The sequence below is a fragment of the Francisella sciaenopsi genome, from assembly GCF_045862875.1.
In the GTDB taxonomy this organism is placed as follows: Bacteria; Pseudomonadota; Gammaproteobacteria; order Francisellales; family Francisellaceae; genus Francisella; species Francisella sciaenopsi.
The window spans coordinates 1-14,695 of sequence record NZ_BTHG01000007.1 but is presented as its reverse complement, the minus strand read 5'-3'; the positions used below and the strand labels follow the sequence as shown (position 1 = coordinate 14,695).

The window sequence follows — 14,695 nt, the reverse complement described above, 5'->3', positions numbered from 1 at the left end:
TTATATGACAAAAAATATTTTCACAGATAAAAGTAGTTATATTTTTGCTTCGACAATTACAGCTTCTGTATTTTTTTCTAGCTTAAGCGCATCTTACCTTTACAATCATAAAACTCTACTTATGATTTGGGCTTTTGTTTTTGGAATATTTCTACCTTTTTATCGCTTTGGAAATACTAAGCTTGAACAAATCAAAAGCCTAACTACAAATACAATTCTAGTTCTAATAATGATGCTTCTAGCATCTTTTGTTAGTTTGATAAATTCACCAATATTGCAAGAACTAGCTCGTGGAATTTTAGTTTTTTGTTGTCTATGTTCACAACGATATTTCAATGGTGGACGTATTTTAATCATATTCTTGATAGTATATGTACTACTTTTTTTCTATCTTGATCCAATTCTATATGAGAATACCTTATTACCTTCTCTTAATTCCTGCCTAACTGGACTACTAATAGGCTTCATATCAACTTCATTATTTACAATAATTATGCCAAGTGTTGATATCAAAACTCCTACTATTGATAAGGATTCTTTTGTTTTTAAACAAGCTATTATTACTATCCTTATGGTCTCTGTTTATATAACTGCTAGATTTATACATATAACCAATCCTGCTTGGATTTGCTATTCTATAGTTATAGTATCTACAGGAAATTATATAATATCGATAAAAACATCTCTGCATCGACTAATTGGCACTCTCATTGGAGCTGCTATAGGCATTGTATTATCACACTTTATTTTTGATAAGTATCCGTTAGCAATATACTCTTGTTTTATTTTCATTTTTCTTACATATTTTATGATTAATCATAATTATGGAGTTGGCATTGTTTTTGCAACAATTTGGTTAATTGCAGTATTTTATTTTCTCAAATCAGATATGACAGTAATCAGGTTTACTATAGCACGAATTTTTGACACTCTAATAGGTATAGGTCTTGGAATATTTGCTGAATTCATACTATTTAAGAAACTCAGAAACGATAAACTATAATTTTTTTTAAATATCCTAATACCACAGGTAAATACCCAATCATAAAACTCAAAGGTATACACACAGTTGCCCAATAGAAAACAAAATCATATTGATTAAAAACAAAATAACAACATAAAGCACTTATTACACCTATAACAGTACTTAGAATAGCTCCTAATAAATTAGTCTTACTACCATAAAAGCCATATAGCAAACTAAATGCTAAGGCAGCTATAGGAATATTGAAAAGTAACATTTTATCAAGAACCTGATCTATAAAAGTATTAGCAAGTATATAGCTAAAAATTGCAATAATAATTACGGTAAGGATACTTTTCTGCTCGCTTTTATTATCTTGAAAATGTACAGAACACATCGATGCCATAGTATTCCATAATGCTGCTATAGTTGTTAAAGCTATCATAAACATCATAAAATAAAATATCATTAACATAGGTCTATTGAAAAGATTTCGTACAATATACGAAAAAGCTTCATCAGGATTAGTGGAGCTAATCACATCTGCATATTTAGCTGTAGTATAGACAGCTATTAGATAAATCAAACTCACAATAAATGATGTAATTAGCACTGCATAAAATGCTACTTTCTTAGATTTGGCAGCAAATATTTTTTGTCCATACCATGGTGAAAGTATATATGTAAATGCTGTAAGAATTGCTAGAGATATAGAAAAAGAAAATGGTAAGGTTGGTATTTGTGCATTATTAATACGTCCGAATGCAGAAGCATCGGCATTATATGCTGAATACCATAAATATATAAATAGAACTATAGATAATAAAAAGCTCAATTTATCTATTTTTACTATTATTAGTAGCCCATCTCTTATGGTAAATAACAACATTAAACTACAAGCAACCCCACTTATTAACCAATGATTATAAGCAGGAAAAATCTGTTGTAGATAAATTGTAGTAGAGTATATAAAGTTAGCTCCAAATCCTGCCATTGCAGTTAATAAACATAATGCTACTACCAATCCAAATACTGGATTATAACGTTGAGAAAAAAATTCAGACACACTAATTGCATCAAAGTTTTTCCACTTTTTAGCGACACTAAAAGAATAAAATAATAATCCAACTAAAAACACAATTCCTAGAGATAGTGCTGAGAATCCATATAAATATCCCAAGCTCGAGAAGCCTATCAGAGTTGATACATTTAGCTCCGTCATTACAAGAGTAGCTGTAAGTGCAAAAAGCCCTAAACTCTTTCCTGCTGTATAGTAATTTTCAGAGTTATTCATTTATAACAATAGTTGAATTGGTTTATAGCTTTTTCTATGGATATCTAATACACCATATTTTCTTATATTTTCAAGATGCTCTTTTGTTGGATAACCTTTATGCTTGGCAAAACCATATTGTGGATATAATCTATCATGCTCAAGACAAATATTATCTCTATGTACTTTTGCTAATATCGAAGCTGCAGATATTTCTTGAATTTTTGAATCACCTTTCACAATAGCTTCTGATTTATAATCCCAGTTTGGTAATTTATTACCATCAACCAGCACTTTATCAAATTGTCTTTTTAAATTATCTGCAACTTGATTCATAGCTTTGAGCGTTGCTTGAAGGATATTTAATTCATCAATTTGCTGAGGTGAAACTTCAACTATTGTATATGCTTTTGCATGAGCAATTATTTGTTCATATAGTGATTGACGTTTTTTTTCTGTTAATTTTTTAGAGTCTTTAAGACCATAAATAATTTTTTCAGGATCTAATATTACTCCAGCGGCAACTACAGAACCAGATAATGGTCCACGCCCTGCTTCATCTATACCTAGTATAATCATTTTAACTTATCCAAATTATCCAATGATGTCAAAAACCCCCTCAAAATATTAACCTCTTGACTCTCTAATTCAGATCTTTGAAAAAGTCTGCGTACTTTATCCATCACATGGCCAGGTTTATCTTTATCCAAAAATCTAGATTGAAGCATACTATTTTCAAAATGTTGATATAACCCTTGCAACTCTTTGACAGAAGCTTTCTTATGCAAATGATTATATTCAGGCACTTCTTTTAAATCACTAATCTCGACAACTTGCTTATAAATCTCATAGGCTACTAGTTGTACCGCTTGAGCTAGATTAAGTGAAGTATATCCTTCATTTGACGGGATATACGCGTGCACATTACTCATCAAAAGTTCCTCATTTAAGAGTCCCGTTCTTTCTCTGCCAAATAATATTGCTATTTTTTCATCAGATTTTTGGATTTTATTAAGTATGTTTGTAGCTACTTTGGATATAGGCTCTATAGGCAGAGATACTCTACGCACTCTTGCACTAGTACCTACTACATAATCTATACCGTCAAGCGCTTCTTGAAGATTAGTCACAATCCTAGCACTTTTGACTACTTCTGTAGCATGACATGATAACGCTATAGCTTCATCATCTATACCTTTTTTAGGGTTAACTAGCCATAAATTTGTTAATCCCATATTCAGCATTGCTCTAGCTGTAGAACCTACATTGCCACTATGAGATGGCTCAACTAGAACTATGCGTATATTATCAAATAAATTAGTCATTGCTCGTATTAATAATTAAATTATATAAATCCTCAGAACTTTCAGCTTGTTGAAAATATTGCTGGGTACGATCTTCTTTCAAGTATAGTGCTAATTGCTTTAAAAGCTCCATATGAATAGCAGATATTTTATCAGGGAAAAAAACACCAACTGCTATTTTAATATCATCATCAATGGAGTCATCATAATAACTATTTTTTAATGTGACTATTATCAATCTAGTAGTCATAAGATTTTCAACTCGACAATGAGGAATATAAATATTCTTACCTATATATGTATTACCCATTCTTTCACGTTTATAGATATTTTTTAGAACAAGATCCTCATCTATATCAGGATAATCAGATATTCTATTTGCAAAAAATTCAATCAAACGTTTTTTTGATTCAATATTAAGATTCAAAATTATATCTTTTTTGTTTATTAGAGCTTTTAAGTTCATGAACTAGATAGAAAGATTATATAGTAGAATATTTATTCAGAATGACCAGTAGCATGGTTATCTCTTAATTTGTTTTTATGCTTCTTAATTTGACGAGCTAATTTATCTTCAAGCATGTCTATAGCTGCATACAAATCCTTATCTTCAGCTTTTGCAACAAATTCGCTACCAGGAACCGTAACTATAGCTTCTGCAACTTGATGATCTTTTTCAACATCTAAGATCACTTTTGTTGAAGTAATATTGTCAAAATAATGCCCTACCTTTCCAACTTTCTCATTTACATAGTTTCTGATTGCATCAGTAACTTCAACATGTCTACCAGTAATTTGAATATTCATATAAACCTCCGGATTTTGAATACCACGCCCACAGAATTTTGTAGAGCCCTATTTTAATAACCACCTAAGTGATATACTTGTATTCATATTATACAAGCTAAATACTATAAAGCAAAGCAATGAACAATAATGTAAAACAAATTTTAGCCTCTATAAGTCTTATTGCAATAGCGGTTATATCGTTTATTATTTTTGCACCTTTATTTGTTTTTCTGATTGTTTTCCTGATGATTTTTTCATTTTTTGTACGTAGAAAAATAATTAAAGAAAATCCTGATTTTTTTAGACAATACACTAGCAAAAAAGGGCGAATAATAGATCAAGAAGAAAATAACGAAAATAACTCAAATCACAAATTAAAATAAAATGTACACAAAAGACACTATAGTTGCAATTGCAACTCCTCAAGGTAATGGTGGCATAGGTATAATACGTATTTCTGGTGTTGATGCTTTGCCAATAGCCGAAAAGCTCACAAAAAAGCGACTCAAACCTAGGTATGCCACATTTTGTAATATTTATAACACTAATGAAATTATAGATCATGGTATTGTAATATTCTTTAACTCCCCTAACTCATACACAGGTGAAGATGTCGTTGAAATACAAGCACACGGCAATCCTTTTATACTTAATTTAATAATTAAAGCTGCATTAGAATATGGTGCTAGAATGGCTAATGCCGGTGAATTTACTGAAAGAGCCTTTCTAAACAATAAACTTGATTTGACTCAAGCTGAAGCTGTAGTGGATATTATTAATGCATCTTCAGAAACAGCAGCTAAATCAGCAGCTAAATCTCTTCAAGGAGATTTTTCTAAAGAAATTAATAATCTTCTAGAAAAACTTATTTATTTACGAATGTACGTAGAAGCATCTATTGATTTTCCAGAAGAAGAAATTAACTTTTTAGAAGATCAAAAAATCCACAATAGCTTACAAGATATATATAAAACAATTCTCAATGTCAAAAATAGCTGCAAACAAGGAGCAATTCTTGTTGAAGGTATAACACTAATACTAGTGGGTAAACCCAATGCTGGTAAATCTAGTCTTTTAAATGCCTTAGCTGGTAAAGAGTCTGCTATTGTGACATCTATAGCAGGTACAACTCGTGATATCGTTAAAGAGCATATCCAAATAAATGGTGTTCCAATGCATATTATCGATACTGCTGGATTACGTAGCAGTGACGATATTATCGAAAGCGAAGGAATTAAAAGAGCTATCAAAAAAATTCAAGAGGCAGATCAAATATTATTTGTAACTGATGACTATACAAATAGCCAGGTTAAATTTAGTGATATAAAAGATATAATTCCTGAATTTTACCATCAAATACCCAAAGATATAGATATTACTTATGTCCATAATAAAATAGATCTTCTTAAAGAAATACCTCTAAATCATGATAATCATATCTACATATCAGCTGAAAGTAACATTGGTATTGATAAACTAAAAGATCACATACTTGCTAAAGTTGGATATACTACTCAGAATGAGAGTATTTATACAGCTCGTGAAAGGCACGTCACAGCCATAGATAATGCGTTTGATCATATCAAGCTTGCTATGGAGCAATTAGAGCTTGGTAATGGCGAGCTTTTAGCTGAAGAGTTATTAATAGTTCAAGAGTATCTTAACTCTATTACAGGAGAATTTAGTTCTGATGATTTATTAGGAGAAATCTTCTCAAGTTTCTGTATTGGCAAATAAAATTTTTTATCGCATACTATTTATTCTTAGCCATAGTAATACCATCTTCAAACTGATCACTAGTAATAGGTTCATCAGTATGTTTATTAATTGCGACTGTTTTAACTTTACTACTCGTTACATTGAGCGAATTACCAGCTACAATCGCATATAAATTAATACTAATAGCTAGCATAATAAAAGTTGTTAATATCTTTTTCATCTAATATTCCTGTAAACATACATCAATAAATTTAACAAACTCTTGTTCTAAATTATTTCTGACTCCTGTTGCTCTTACCAAATAGAAATCAGTCCTGCCAAAATAATAATCATCAAGTACCGGTAATACATTTAATTTACTATTAGCAAAAATATCTAAGGTGTTAATAATCTTATTACATTTAGTTGCTATATTAATATCACATATAGAGTTATTAAGAAACATATTTGGATTAATACAGACCTCTTTTTTAGAATCATCTTTCTCAGAGAAAGCTATCAATATGGTCTGAAATTTATCATTATGCAAAAATCCAACTACATCATGACTTTCAAGATCTTCTAGTAAATTTGGCTGTCCATATGTTTGAATATAATCTTGACTAGCATAAAGTTTATTTTTTGCTCTTACGAGAGTTTTTATAGTACAACTACTAGTTATAGGTTTTTTTATAGTAATTGCTATATCAATATCATCTTTAACCAAATCTACAATTCCTGCTGTGTAACTAAATACTAATTTAACGTTAGGATAACGCGCATAAAAAATGCCTAGCTTATCAGCAAGTATATTATCGAGAAAAAGTTTTGGCATACCTATCTTTAGAGTACCACTAATTTCTTTAGATTTGTTCACTATCTGTTGGAGTGTCGTATTAGCTTGCTTCTCAATATCTTTAAAACTTCTATAAAATGACTCTCCATCCTCAGTCATTTCTATTAAGCCTCTTGAGTTTCGCTTTATTAGTTTCATATTCACAGACTCTTCTAAGTTTTGAATTCTACGAGAAACAGTACTTTGCGAAACATTTAAGTGCTTTGCTAACTCTGTAAAAGTACCTACATCAATAAGCTTTATAAAAATAAAAATATCATCAAAGTTCATCATCACCCTCATTTATGCATAGCTCTTATGCATTATTTGCTACAGACATATTAATACTACTACAAATATAATAGCTGTGTAAGTTAACAAACTAACTTTAACTTTTTAAAAGAATCAATAGGAGAGTAAAAAATGAAAAAAATATTATCAAACATTCTACTAACTAGTACAGTATTAGCCACTTCAGTACCTGCCATGGCATGTTCTGAACTTAATCATAATTTTGGCAAAGATTTAGGAATTTATACTACTAGAACTATGGATATTTTTATTGATTTGAAACCAAACTTAACAGTATATCCAAGAGGCACTGAAGAAAATGGTGGCTTAGATGAAAATTCATTAAACTGGACAGATAAATATGGTTATGTTTCTGTTGATGAAACAAACTTAGAGAACTTGACTGGTGAAGGTGTAAATGAAAAAGGTTTAGCTGCACATCTATTATATCTTGGTGATACTATCCAACCCAAAAGAGACTTAAATAAGCCTGGAGTAAATGGTGTAAATTGGGTTAGATATGTATTAGGAAATTATGCTACAGTCAAGGAAGTTTTAAAGAACTTAGATAAATATCAAATATATAATCCTCCTGTAAAAATAAATGGTCATGATAGCTATTTACCTGTACATTATTTAGTTGAGGATAAAACTGGAGATAGTGCTCTTATTGAATATATAAATGGAAAATTAACTGTACATAGAAATGTAAAAACTCTTAGTAATGAACCAAGTTATGATCAACAATTAAAAACTGTTAAAGAGGCTAAGAAATTAGGTTTTTATAATATTGATAAACTACCTGGTGGCGCAAATTCTGGATATAGATTCGTCAGAGGCAGCTTTATTAATGAAAACTTACCTGAAGCGGAATCTATGGATCAAGCTGTTAACTATATGTTTGCAGCTGCTGACTCAGTATCCGTTCCATTTATAAAAGGCTATAAAAATGAGAGCTTTAACAATCCAAGCCTAGATGATAAATGGCCAACTCAATGGAAATCAGTAACATCTTTATCAAACGCTACAATATATATAACAGATACTCTAGTTGGTAACCGAATTTCTGTTAATCTAAACAAAGTAGATCTAGATAAAGGACAACCTATTAGAAGCATATCTGTTATGGATGAATCTTTAACTGGTGATGTAACAAGTAAATTAACTCCTAAAAATAAATAATATAAAATTTTTTCTAGTAGTTAAATTTGAATGAATGTTTCTTCAAAAAGGATGAAAATATTCCTTGAGAATACTATTTATATCCTTTAAGTTTTATTCCCATAACTCTCTACATAATTTCCTAAATCATAATACTTTTAAATTAAATTCAGTAACGGTTAAACATTATTACTTCTAAAAAAACATTCATATTGATACTATTAAATTTAATTTTTTTCTCTAATTAATAAAATAATCAAAGACTCCTATATTAATTTATATAAATTTTCACTTCAAGAATCTCTATTCTATTTATACATAGCTGCTATGCATTTTTTGCTACAGACACGTTAATACTATTATAAGTATAATAACTTTGTAAGTTACAGCACAGACTTTAAACATTTTAAATCATCAATAAGGAAAATGAACATGAAAAAAATATTATCAAAAATCCTATTAACTAGTGCTATATTAGCTACTTCAGTACCTGTTATGGCATGCTCTGAACTTAATCATAATTTTGGCAAAGATCTGGGGATTTACACTGCTAGAACGATGGATGTCTTTATTGATCTTAAGCCAAAATTAACAGTATATCCAAGAGGAACAAAAGAATTAGGAAACCTTAAAGATAACCCTTTAAATTGGACTGATAAATATGGTTATGTTACCGTGGAAGAGACAGTCCCTGTAACTTTAGCTGCAGAAGGTGTAAATGAAAAAGGTTTAGCCGCACATTTATTATATCTTGGAGGTACTATTCAACCTAAAAGAGACTTAAATAAACCTGGTGTAAATGGACTTAATTGGGTTAATTATGTATTAGGAAACTATACTACTGTCAAAGAAGTTTTAGAAAATTTAGACAAGTATCAAATCTATATGCCACCAGTAAAAGTTAATGGTAAAGATAGTTATCTGCCTATACATTATATGATTGAAGATAAAACTGGGGATAGTGCTCTTATTGAATATATAAATGGAAAGCTAACTGTACATAGAAATGTAAAAGCAATTAGCAATGAGCCTAGTTATGATCAACAGTTAAAAACTTTAAAAGAGGCTAAGAAATTAGGTTTTTATAATATTGATAAACTACCTGGTGGTGCAAATTCTGGATATAGATTTGTTAGAGCAAATTTCATTAGTGAAAACTTACCAAAAGCTGAATCTATGAACCAAGCTATAAATTATATGTTTGCAGCTGCTGATTCAGTATCTGTTCCATTTATAAAAGGTTATAGAGATGAGAGTTTAGATAATCCAGCTCTTGAAGATAAATGGCCAACTCAATGGAAATCAGTAACATCTTTGTCTCAAAACACTATCTATGTTTCTGATACTTTAGTTGGTAATAGAGTTTATGTTAATCTTAATGAAGTTAACTTAGATAAAGGACAACCCATAAAGAGTGTATCTATTATGGATAAAACTTTAACTGGTGATGTAACTAGCAAACTAGAACCTCAAAAGTAAATAAAAATTCATCTAAATATCTAATTTACCTTTATATTTCGTTTATGCATAGCTGGTATGTAAATTATGGTACAGACTTAGTATTACACCATATATACACTAGAAATAAATAGAATATATAGTAAAAAACAAGGAATAAATAATGAAAAAGATACTCATATTAGTTTTGATTTTAGTTGGTACTACATCTATTGTGAATGCAAACCCAACAAAATTAAGATCATATTCAATTGGGGTTAAACGCTATCACACATTGTTAACCCAATCAGATAATGTCCAAAAGGCAACTCACTACTATACACATCATAACTAATAAAACAGTTCTACAGCAAACATTTTGTTAAAATTATCTAATTTAAAATATACCCCAAAATATTATGATATCTCTAATAGGTAAGACTCCTATTATTAAACTAAAAACTAATAATAATCACAATATATACGCCAAATGCGAATGGCTTAATCCCACCGGAAGTATAAAAGATCGAGTTGCAAAATATATTTTAGAAAACTTGATTAAAAACAAAAAAATAAATCCTAAACAAGCAATCATTGAAGCAAGCTCTGGTAATATGGGAACTTCTCTCGCTGCAATTGGAAAATTATATGATCATCCCGTATATATTACATGCCCAGGAAAAACTGGAAAAGTAAAAAGAAAAATGATCAAGAGTTTTGGTGCTAACATAACAATATGTAAAAATACCGCTGATCACACAGATATTGATTTTTATGTCAATAAAGCTAAAGAATTAGCAAAAAATTTAAATGGTATATTAATTAATCAATACGATAATCTACTTAATACAGAGTGTCATTACAAAACCACCGGGCAAGAAATAGTTAATTATTTTTTAACTCACTCTCAAAATATTGATTATTTTATAACAGTCGGAGGATCTGGTGGAACTATTACTGGTTGTGCAAAAAAAATAAAAGAAATATATACAAAAACTAAAGTTGTTATGCCAGATCCCAAAGGATCTATTTATTATGATATTTTTTATCATGGTAGATCAATACAAGAAAATATTTATAGCTATAAGGTTGAAGGTCCTGGTAATCCCGTATTTTGTAAATCTATGGACATGTCATACATCGATGAAATAATTCAGTTTACTGATGATGAAGCTATACTAGGATGTAATGAATTAGCAGAAGAACAAGGAATTTACGCTGGTCATAGTAGTGGTGCAAATTATTTTATAGCGAAGAAGCTAATTGAAAAACTACCTAAAGATAAAAACTACAATATCTTAATTATGATTTTAGATAATGGTATGAAATATAATTTTGACTAGTCTTAGGAAAATATAAAATGAAATGATATTGAATTACTGTTATCATTAAATTTGTGTATCAATATATAGGAGTATTTCAAATGCCAGGTATATTAATAAGTTTCATACTGCTTTTTATTTCCGTTTCTTTTGCTTGGTTTAGTTGGCGCTTAGGTATTATAATGTTTAGCATATTCCTTATTGTAGCTGGACTTGTTTTTCTCCATCATGCAACTGATCACTTAACAATATATTTATAACTTAGAGGTTTTTATATATGAAGAAATATTTTAAAGATGATTTAATTAAATTTCTAAGTGCTATAGAACTTACAGGTATAACGATTACTATTATTTCTGCATTTTACTTTCAATTTATAATGGGAGAAATTCCTTGTCCACTATGTCTTTTACAAAGATTAGGACTACTAGCAATAGGATTTGGATTTCTATTAAATATGCGCTATAACGTTAGGCCTAGTCATTATGCTTTATCATTATTGGCTGCAGTATTAACATCATTCATTTCATTAAGACAAATTGCTCTTCATGTTTCAGATCCTGTTGGTTTTGGATCAACTGTCTTTGGACTACACATGTATACATGGGTATTTGTAATATCAATGATTGCAATAATTTATATAGCCATTGTCATGTCATATCCAGATCAATACAAAATAAATAAAGATCCAAACGAAATAAAAGAGGCTAAAAATAATAAGGTTCGTGCACTAACTCATATTGTATTTGTAATATTCTTAATAGCTATTTTCACTAACGTTGCTTCAACATTTATTGAATGTGGTATACATGAGTGTCCAGACGATCCTACTAGTTATCTACTTCTAACAAAATAATCATAATATAAATACTAAAAAACAAATCAACGAGTTATAAACTACTGTGGAGATATTTAAAGCAATAATATTCTATTATATTTATTAAAACTCTATATCAATATTTCTACATTTAGCCGTATCATAAAAAATATCGAATAAATCTGTAACACTCCAAGGAGTATCTTCTGGCATTTCTTTAAACTCTCTATATGCTCTTTCTATACACATATATACTCTATTTGCACCTTTCCATTCTTTATATTCTTTAAGATCTATAATCTTAGCTGCTTCAATTGATGTGATTCCTTGATCATAATATTTTTTTGATTCTGATAAAATATGTTTTAATAAATTTTTAAAATGTAAAACACCCTTTTTATCACAAACAGGTCCATGGCCTGGTACTACAACATCTGGATTTAAAGAGATGATATAATCTAAAGCCTTAAACCAATTTTTATAAGAACCTACCCAGCCAACTGGTATACTATTTTGAAAAACCACATCACCAGCAAAAACAACTTTTTCTTGTGAAAAATAAACGATAGTATCTCCAACTTGATGACATGGACCTACATAAATAAGCTCAATATTATAACCTTCAATTTTTAAAGTATATTTTTCATCAAATAACTTTGTCGGTAAGACAAGTTGTATATCACTGAAATTATAATCTTCAGCAAGCTGCCTCTCAACTGCTTTCAAACCTGGATGATTATCATCATTTGCTGAAGATTCTTTCATATGTTCTGGATTTGCTACTAATTTCATTCTTTCAGGTACTGATTTATGAGCAATAATTTCAGAATTTCTAAATAATTGATTACCAAAAACATGATCACAATCTTCATGTGTATTTATAATGAACTTAGGATGCCCTTCTGAAATAGGAGATAGTAAATCTATCATCATCTGAGCATGCTTAACATCAGACTGAGTATCTATTAATACTCCATCTCCTAGATTTATAAAACCTGAATTTGCATCACACATCCTATTTTTTTCATTTAATATTGCATAACAACTATCACTAACTTTTTGTAATTTCACAATTAATTTCTCTTTTTTTAAATTATAAATATTTGTTAAACCATTCTAGTTGTTTATTTGATATCTCTTTAAGACAATCTCCAACATAAACATCATAATGCCCAGTATCAACGCAATGATATTGTTTTGGTTCATTTGCCTTTTCAAATAAAATTTCTGATTCTTGTACAGGAACGACTGTATCATTTTTAGCAGATACTATAAATATAGGAATTTTTATCTTTGATACATAGTCTTCAGGAAAATATTCTGTGATTTTTTCAATAGAAAGCAAAGGGATATCAACATCAAAATGGGGAAAATTAACAACTTCAGAATTATAAAAATCAATAGATTGCTTATCTGCTAAAATTTGATTTGCTGATATGCGCAATAGACTATTTTCCAATACAGCAAGTCTCGAAGCTTTAGAAACCATTTCATTGAACATCTGTAATTTTTTTTCATCTTTTACTTTTTTAAAAACTCGCTCACCATTTCCAAATGTTACTTGAGCACATAAACATTTAACTCGTTTATCTATTCCTGTTGTTACAATAGAATTAGCACCTCCAAAAGATGAGCCCCAAAGTCCAATTCTTTCATGATTCACTTCTGGCAAGGTTTGTAAGTATGTAATCATATTTCTAATATCATTAACTTGCTCTTGTGGAACAAGATAACTTTTAATGCCTTCACTCTCACCAAAACCACGATGATCAAATGTAGCTACAATATAACCATTAGATGAAAAAAATTCTGCAATAGGAGGTAGTTTATGTTCCTTTATCTCAGCGAAACCATGACACATGACTATAGCTGGAGCACCTTCTTTAGATATATTATTAGGAAAATATATTTCTGCACTTATTTTATTACCATCTGAATAGAAACATGCTTTTCGTTTCATAAGATTACTCCTAATTAAATTTATATTTTATCAAAATATAATAGTAGACTGTAAAAACCCTTTCATTTTAATGACTATATTCTCATCTTTATGGTATTTAATATCAATAATATCTCTTAACAAAATAAAAGCAAATCTAGATTTTAAAAATTAGTAAAACATTTAATAATATCAAATTACTAACTAATGATGGATTTTCTTAAATTATTATATTTTAAATAATCAAAATTAAAAAATCATATACAGTATTTGATTTATTTTTTAAGAAGAACTATTTATACACTTTTGAGTTATAATTTATTTAGTAGAGCAATTTGAGGAAGTGAAATGACTAAAAAGAAGATTATTACTTTTATTTTTTTATTATTCTCTTGCACATCTATATATGCAACAACAGATATTAATTTAGATAAAAATACAAACGCAACTATTATACAGTCTATACAAAAAGAGCTGATAGCAGCAGAAACTGAAACACAAGGATTAATTAATCAAAAAGATCAAGATAATCAAAACAGTCAAGATTCATTTGTTATGTATAATAATGTAGTTGTTAGACATGCTAATTAACGAATTTACTTAAAACATTTTTGCTAGAGTCATGTTAGATATAAGTGATAGATATAAGTGATAGATATAAGTGATAGATATAAGTGATAGATATAAGTGATAGATATAAGTGATAGATATAAATATCAGGAGATTATAGATTAAATTTGCTATTTAATATAGCAGTAATAGTTTTAAAAATTATGATGTATATAAATGCAAAAAGCCCCATATTTCTATGAGGCTTCTAGAATGCTTATCACGATAAGTCTTTAATGTAATAAGATGGCGATTA

General features: G+C 29.2%; 18 protein-coding genes. 9 read left to right on the top strand and 9 right to left on the bottom strand.

The window, feature by feature from the left end; all coding sequences use genetic code 11:
- The first annotated feature begins 4 nt into the window (after positions 1 to 4).
- Positions 5 to 1,003: an FUSC family protein gene (locus tag ACKTR7_RS08400; protein WP_407877885.1), complete on the top strand. Its 999-nt coding sequence runs from the start codon at positions 5 to 7 to the stop codon at positions 1,001 to 1,003.
- Here the strand turns inward: ACKTR7_RS08400 and ACKTR7_RS08395 are convergent.
- From ACKTR7_RS08395 to hpf, 5 genes are read right to left on the bottom strand one after another with little or no spacing between them, the layout of a single operon-like run.
- Complete coding sequence (locus ACKTR7_RS08395) at positions 984 to 2,258, bottom strand: sodium:solute symporter family transporter (protein WP_407877884.1); 1,275 nt, start codon at positions 2,256 to 2,258, stop codon at positions 984 to 986. The two genes, ACKTR7_RS08400 and ACKTR7_RS08395, sit on opposite strands and share 20 nt — an antisense overlap.
- Complete coding sequence (gene rnhB, locus ACKTR7_RS08390; RefSeq protein ID WP_407877883.1) at positions 2,259 to 2,816, bottom strand: ribonuclease HII; 558 nt, start codon at positions 2,814 to 2,816, stop codon at positions 2,259 to 2,261. It lies immediately after the preceding gene.
- Positions 2,813 to 3,562, bottom strand: coding sequence for an RNA methyltransferase (locus tag ACKTR7_RS08385; protein ID WP_407877882.1), 750 nt, complete (start codon positions 3,560 to 3,562; stop codon positions 2,813 to 2,815). Before ACKTR7_RS08385 ends, rnhB begins: the two co-directional genes overlap by 4 nt.
- Positions 3,555 to 4,007 (bottom strand): PTS sugar transporter subunit IIA, encoded by a 453-nt coding sequence (locus ACKTR7_RS08380; RefSeq protein WP_044526557.1) that lies wholly within the window; start codon positions 4,005 to 4,007, stop codon positions 3,555 to 3,557. Before ACKTR7_RS08380 ends, ACKTR7_RS08385 begins: the two co-directional genes overlap by 8 nt.
- Before the next feature lie 32 nt (positions 4,008 to 4,039).
- On the bottom strand, positions 4,040 to 4,348 hold the full coding sequence (gene hpf, locus ACKTR7_RS08375) for a ribosome hibernation-promoting factor, HPF/YfiA family (protein ID WP_407877881.1): 309 nt from the start codon (positions 4,346 to 4,348) through the stop codon (positions 4,040 to 4,042).
- A gap of 119 nt (positions 4,349 to 4,467) precedes the next feature.
- On the opposite strand from hpf, the gene ACKTR7_RS08370 reads away from it, so the two are divergent.
- Both ACKTR7_RS08370 and mnmE read left to right on the top strand, forming a co-directional pair.
- Complete coding sequence (locus ACKTR7_RS08370) at positions 4,468 to 4,713, top strand: hypothetical protein (RefSeq protein ID WP_044526559.1); 246 nt, start codon at positions 4,468 to 4,470, stop codon at positions 4,711 to 4,713.
- A gap of 1 nt (position 4,714) precedes the next feature.
- Positions 4,715 to 6,067, top strand: coding sequence for a tRNA uridine-5-carboxymethylaminomethyl(34) synthesis GTPase MnmE (gene mnmE, locus ACKTR7_RS08365; RefSeq protein ID WP_407877880.1), 1,353 nt, complete (start codon positions 4,715 to 4,717; stop codon positions 6,065 to 6,067).
- A gap of 16 nt (positions 6,068 to 6,083) precedes the next feature.
- Here the strand turns inward: mnmE and ACKTR7_RS08360 are convergent, their stop codons facing one another.
- Both ACKTR7_RS08360 and ACKTR7_RS08355 read right to left on the bottom strand, forming a co-directional pair.
- Positions 6,084 to 6,269, bottom strand: a complete 186-nt coding sequence (locus ACKTR7_RS08360; RefSeq protein WP_407877879.1) for a hypothetical protein — start codon at positions 6,267 to 6,269, stop codon at positions 6,084 to 6,086.
- Entirely contained in the window at positions 6,270 to 7,154 is an 885-nt protein-coding gene (locus ACKTR7_RS08355; protein WP_407877878.1) for a LysR family transcriptional regulator, read from the bottom strand.
- 132 nt (positions 7,155 to 7,286) lie between these two features.
- On the opposite strand from ACKTR7_RS08355, the gene ACKTR7_RS08350 reads away from it, so the two are divergent.
- The 5 genes from ACKTR7_RS08350 (at position 7,287) to ACKTR7_RS08330 (ending at position 11,930) form a co-directional block, all read left to right on the top strand.
- On the top strand, positions 7,287 to 8,336 hold the full coding sequence (locus ACKTR7_RS08350; RefSeq protein WP_407877877.1) for a linear amide C-N hydrolase: 1,050 nt from the start codon (positions 7,287 to 7,289) through the stop codon (positions 8,334 to 8,336).
- A gap of 411 nt (positions 8,337 to 8,747) precedes the next feature.
- Complete coding sequence (locus ACKTR7_RS08345) at positions 8,748 to 9,794, top strand: linear amide C-N hydrolase (RefSeq protein WP_407877876.1); 1,047 nt, start codon at positions 8,748 to 8,750, stop codon at positions 9,792 to 9,794.
- Positions 9,795 to 9,936: 142 nt separating this feature from the next.
- Complete coding sequence (locus ACKTR7_RS08340) at positions 9,937 to 10,107, top strand: hypothetical protein (RefSeq protein WP_004287404.1); 171 nt, start codon at positions 9,937 to 9,939, stop codon at positions 10,105 to 10,107.
- 64 nt (positions 10,108 to 10,171) lie between these two features.
- Positions 10,172 to 11,095 carry a PLP-dependent cysteine synthase family protein gene (locus tag ACKTR7_RS08335; protein WP_407877875.1) on the top strand — a complete coding sequence of 308 codons (924 nt, stop codon included), beginning with the start codon at positions 10,172 to 10,174 and terminating at the stop codon, positions 11,093 to 11,095.
- 256 nt (positions 11,096 to 11,351) lie between these two features.
- Positions 11,352 to 11,930, top strand: coding sequence for a disulfide bond formation protein B (locus ACKTR7_RS08330; protein ID WP_407877874.1), 579 nt, complete (start codon positions 11,352 to 11,354; stop codon positions 11,928 to 11,930).
- Positions 11,931 to 12,014: 84 nt separating this feature from the next.
- On the opposite strand, the gene ACKTR7_RS08325 is transcribed toward ACKTR7_RS08330, so the two are convergent.
- Together ACKTR7_RS08325 and ACKTR7_RS08320 are read right to left on the bottom strand one after the other, a co-directional pair.
- Positions 12,015 to 12,962, bottom strand: coding sequence for an MBL fold metallo-hydrolase (locus ACKTR7_RS08325; RefSeq protein ID WP_407877873.1), 948 nt, complete (start codon positions 12,960 to 12,962; stop codon positions 12,015 to 12,017).
- Positions 12,963 to 12,984: 22 nt separating this feature from the next.
- Positions 12,985 to 13,851 (bottom strand): alpha/beta hydrolase, encoded by an 867-nt coding sequence (locus ACKTR7_RS08320; RefSeq protein ID WP_407877872.1) that lies wholly within the window; start codon positions 13,849 to 13,851, stop codon positions 12,985 to 12,987.
- 327 nt (positions 13,852 to 14,178) lie between these two features.
- Between ACKTR7_RS08320 and ACKTR7_RS08315 the strand changes: the two genes are divergently transcribed.
- Positions 14,179 to 14,421, top strand: coding sequence for a hypothetical protein (locus ACKTR7_RS08315; RefSeq protein ID WP_407877871.1), 243 nt, complete (start codon positions 14,179 to 14,181; stop codon positions 14,419 to 14,421).
- Positions 14,422 to 14,695 lie beyond the last annotated feature (274 nt).

What these genes read in the sequence shown, in the direction of transcription:
- ACKTR7_RS08400 (WP_407877885.1), top strand. Translation starts at nt 5, where the DNA reads ATGACAAAAAATATTTTCACAGATAAAAGTAGTTATATTTTTGCTTCG.
- ACKTR7_RS08395 (WP_407877884.1), bottom strand. Translation starts at nt 2,258, where the DNA reads ATGAATAACTCTGAAAATTACTATACAGCAGGAAAGAGTTTAGGGCTT.
- rnhB (WP_407877883.1), bottom strand. Translation starts at nt 2,816, where the DNA reads ATGATTATACTAGGTATAGATGAAGCAGGGCGTGGACCATTATCTGGT.
- ACKTR7_RS08385 (WP_407877882.1), bottom strand. Translation starts at nt 3,562, where the DNA reads ATGACTAATTTATTTGATAATATACGCATAGTTCTAGTTGAGCCATCT.
- ACKTR7_RS08380 (WP_044526557.1), bottom strand. Translation starts at nt 4,007, where the DNA reads ATGAACTTAAAAGCTCTAATAAACAAAAAAGATATAATTTTGAATCTT.
- hpf (WP_407877881.1), bottom strand. Translation starts at nt 4,348, where the DNA reads ATGAATATTCAAATTACTGGTAGACATGTTGAAGTTACTGATGCAATC.
- ACKTR7_RS08370 (WP_044526559.1), top strand. Translation starts at nt 4,468, where the DNA reads ATGAACAATAATGTAAAACAAATTTTAGCCTCTATAAGTCTTATTGCA.
- mnmE (WP_407877880.1), top strand. Translation starts at nt 4,715, where the DNA reads ATGTACACAAAAGACACTATAGTTGCAATTGCAACTCCTCAAGGTAAT.
- ACKTR7_RS08360 (WP_407877879.1), bottom strand. Translation starts at nt 6,269, where the DNA reads ATGAAAAAGATATTAACAACTTTTATTATGCTAGCTATTAGTATTAAT.
- ACKTR7_RS08355 (WP_407877878.1), bottom strand. Translation starts at nt 7,154, where the DNA reads ATGAACTTTGATGATATTTTTATTTTTATAAAGCTTATTGATGTAGGT.
- ACKTR7_RS08350 (WP_407877877.1), top strand. Translation starts at nt 7,287, where the DNA reads ATGAAAAAAATATTATCAAACATTCTACTAACTAGTACAGTATTAGCC.
- ACKTR7_RS08345 (WP_407877876.1), top strand. Translation starts at nt 8,748, where the DNA reads ATGAAAAAAATATTATCAAAAATCCTATTAACTAGTGCTATATTAGCT.
- ACKTR7_RS08340 (WP_004287404.1), top strand. Translation starts at nt 9,937, where the DNA reads ATGAAAAAGATACTCATATTAGTTTTGATTTTAGTTGGTACTACATCT.
- ACKTR7_RS08335 (WP_407877875.1), top strand. Translation starts at nt 10,172, where the DNA reads ATGATATCTCTAATAGGTAAGACTCCTATTATTAAACTAAAAACTAAT.
- ACKTR7_RS08330 (WP_407877874.1), top strand. Translation starts at nt 11,352, where the DNA reads ATGAAGAAATATTTTAAAGATGATTTAATTAAATTTCTAAGTGCTATA.
- ACKTR7_RS08320 (WP_407877872.1), bottom strand. Translation starts at nt 13,851, where the DNA reads ATGAAACGAAAAGCATGTTTCTATTCAGATGGTAATAAAATAAGTGCA.
- ACKTR7_RS08315 (WP_407877871.1), top strand. Translation starts at nt 14,179, where the DNA reads ATGACTAAAAAGAAGATTATTACTTTTATTTTTTTATTATTCTCTTGC.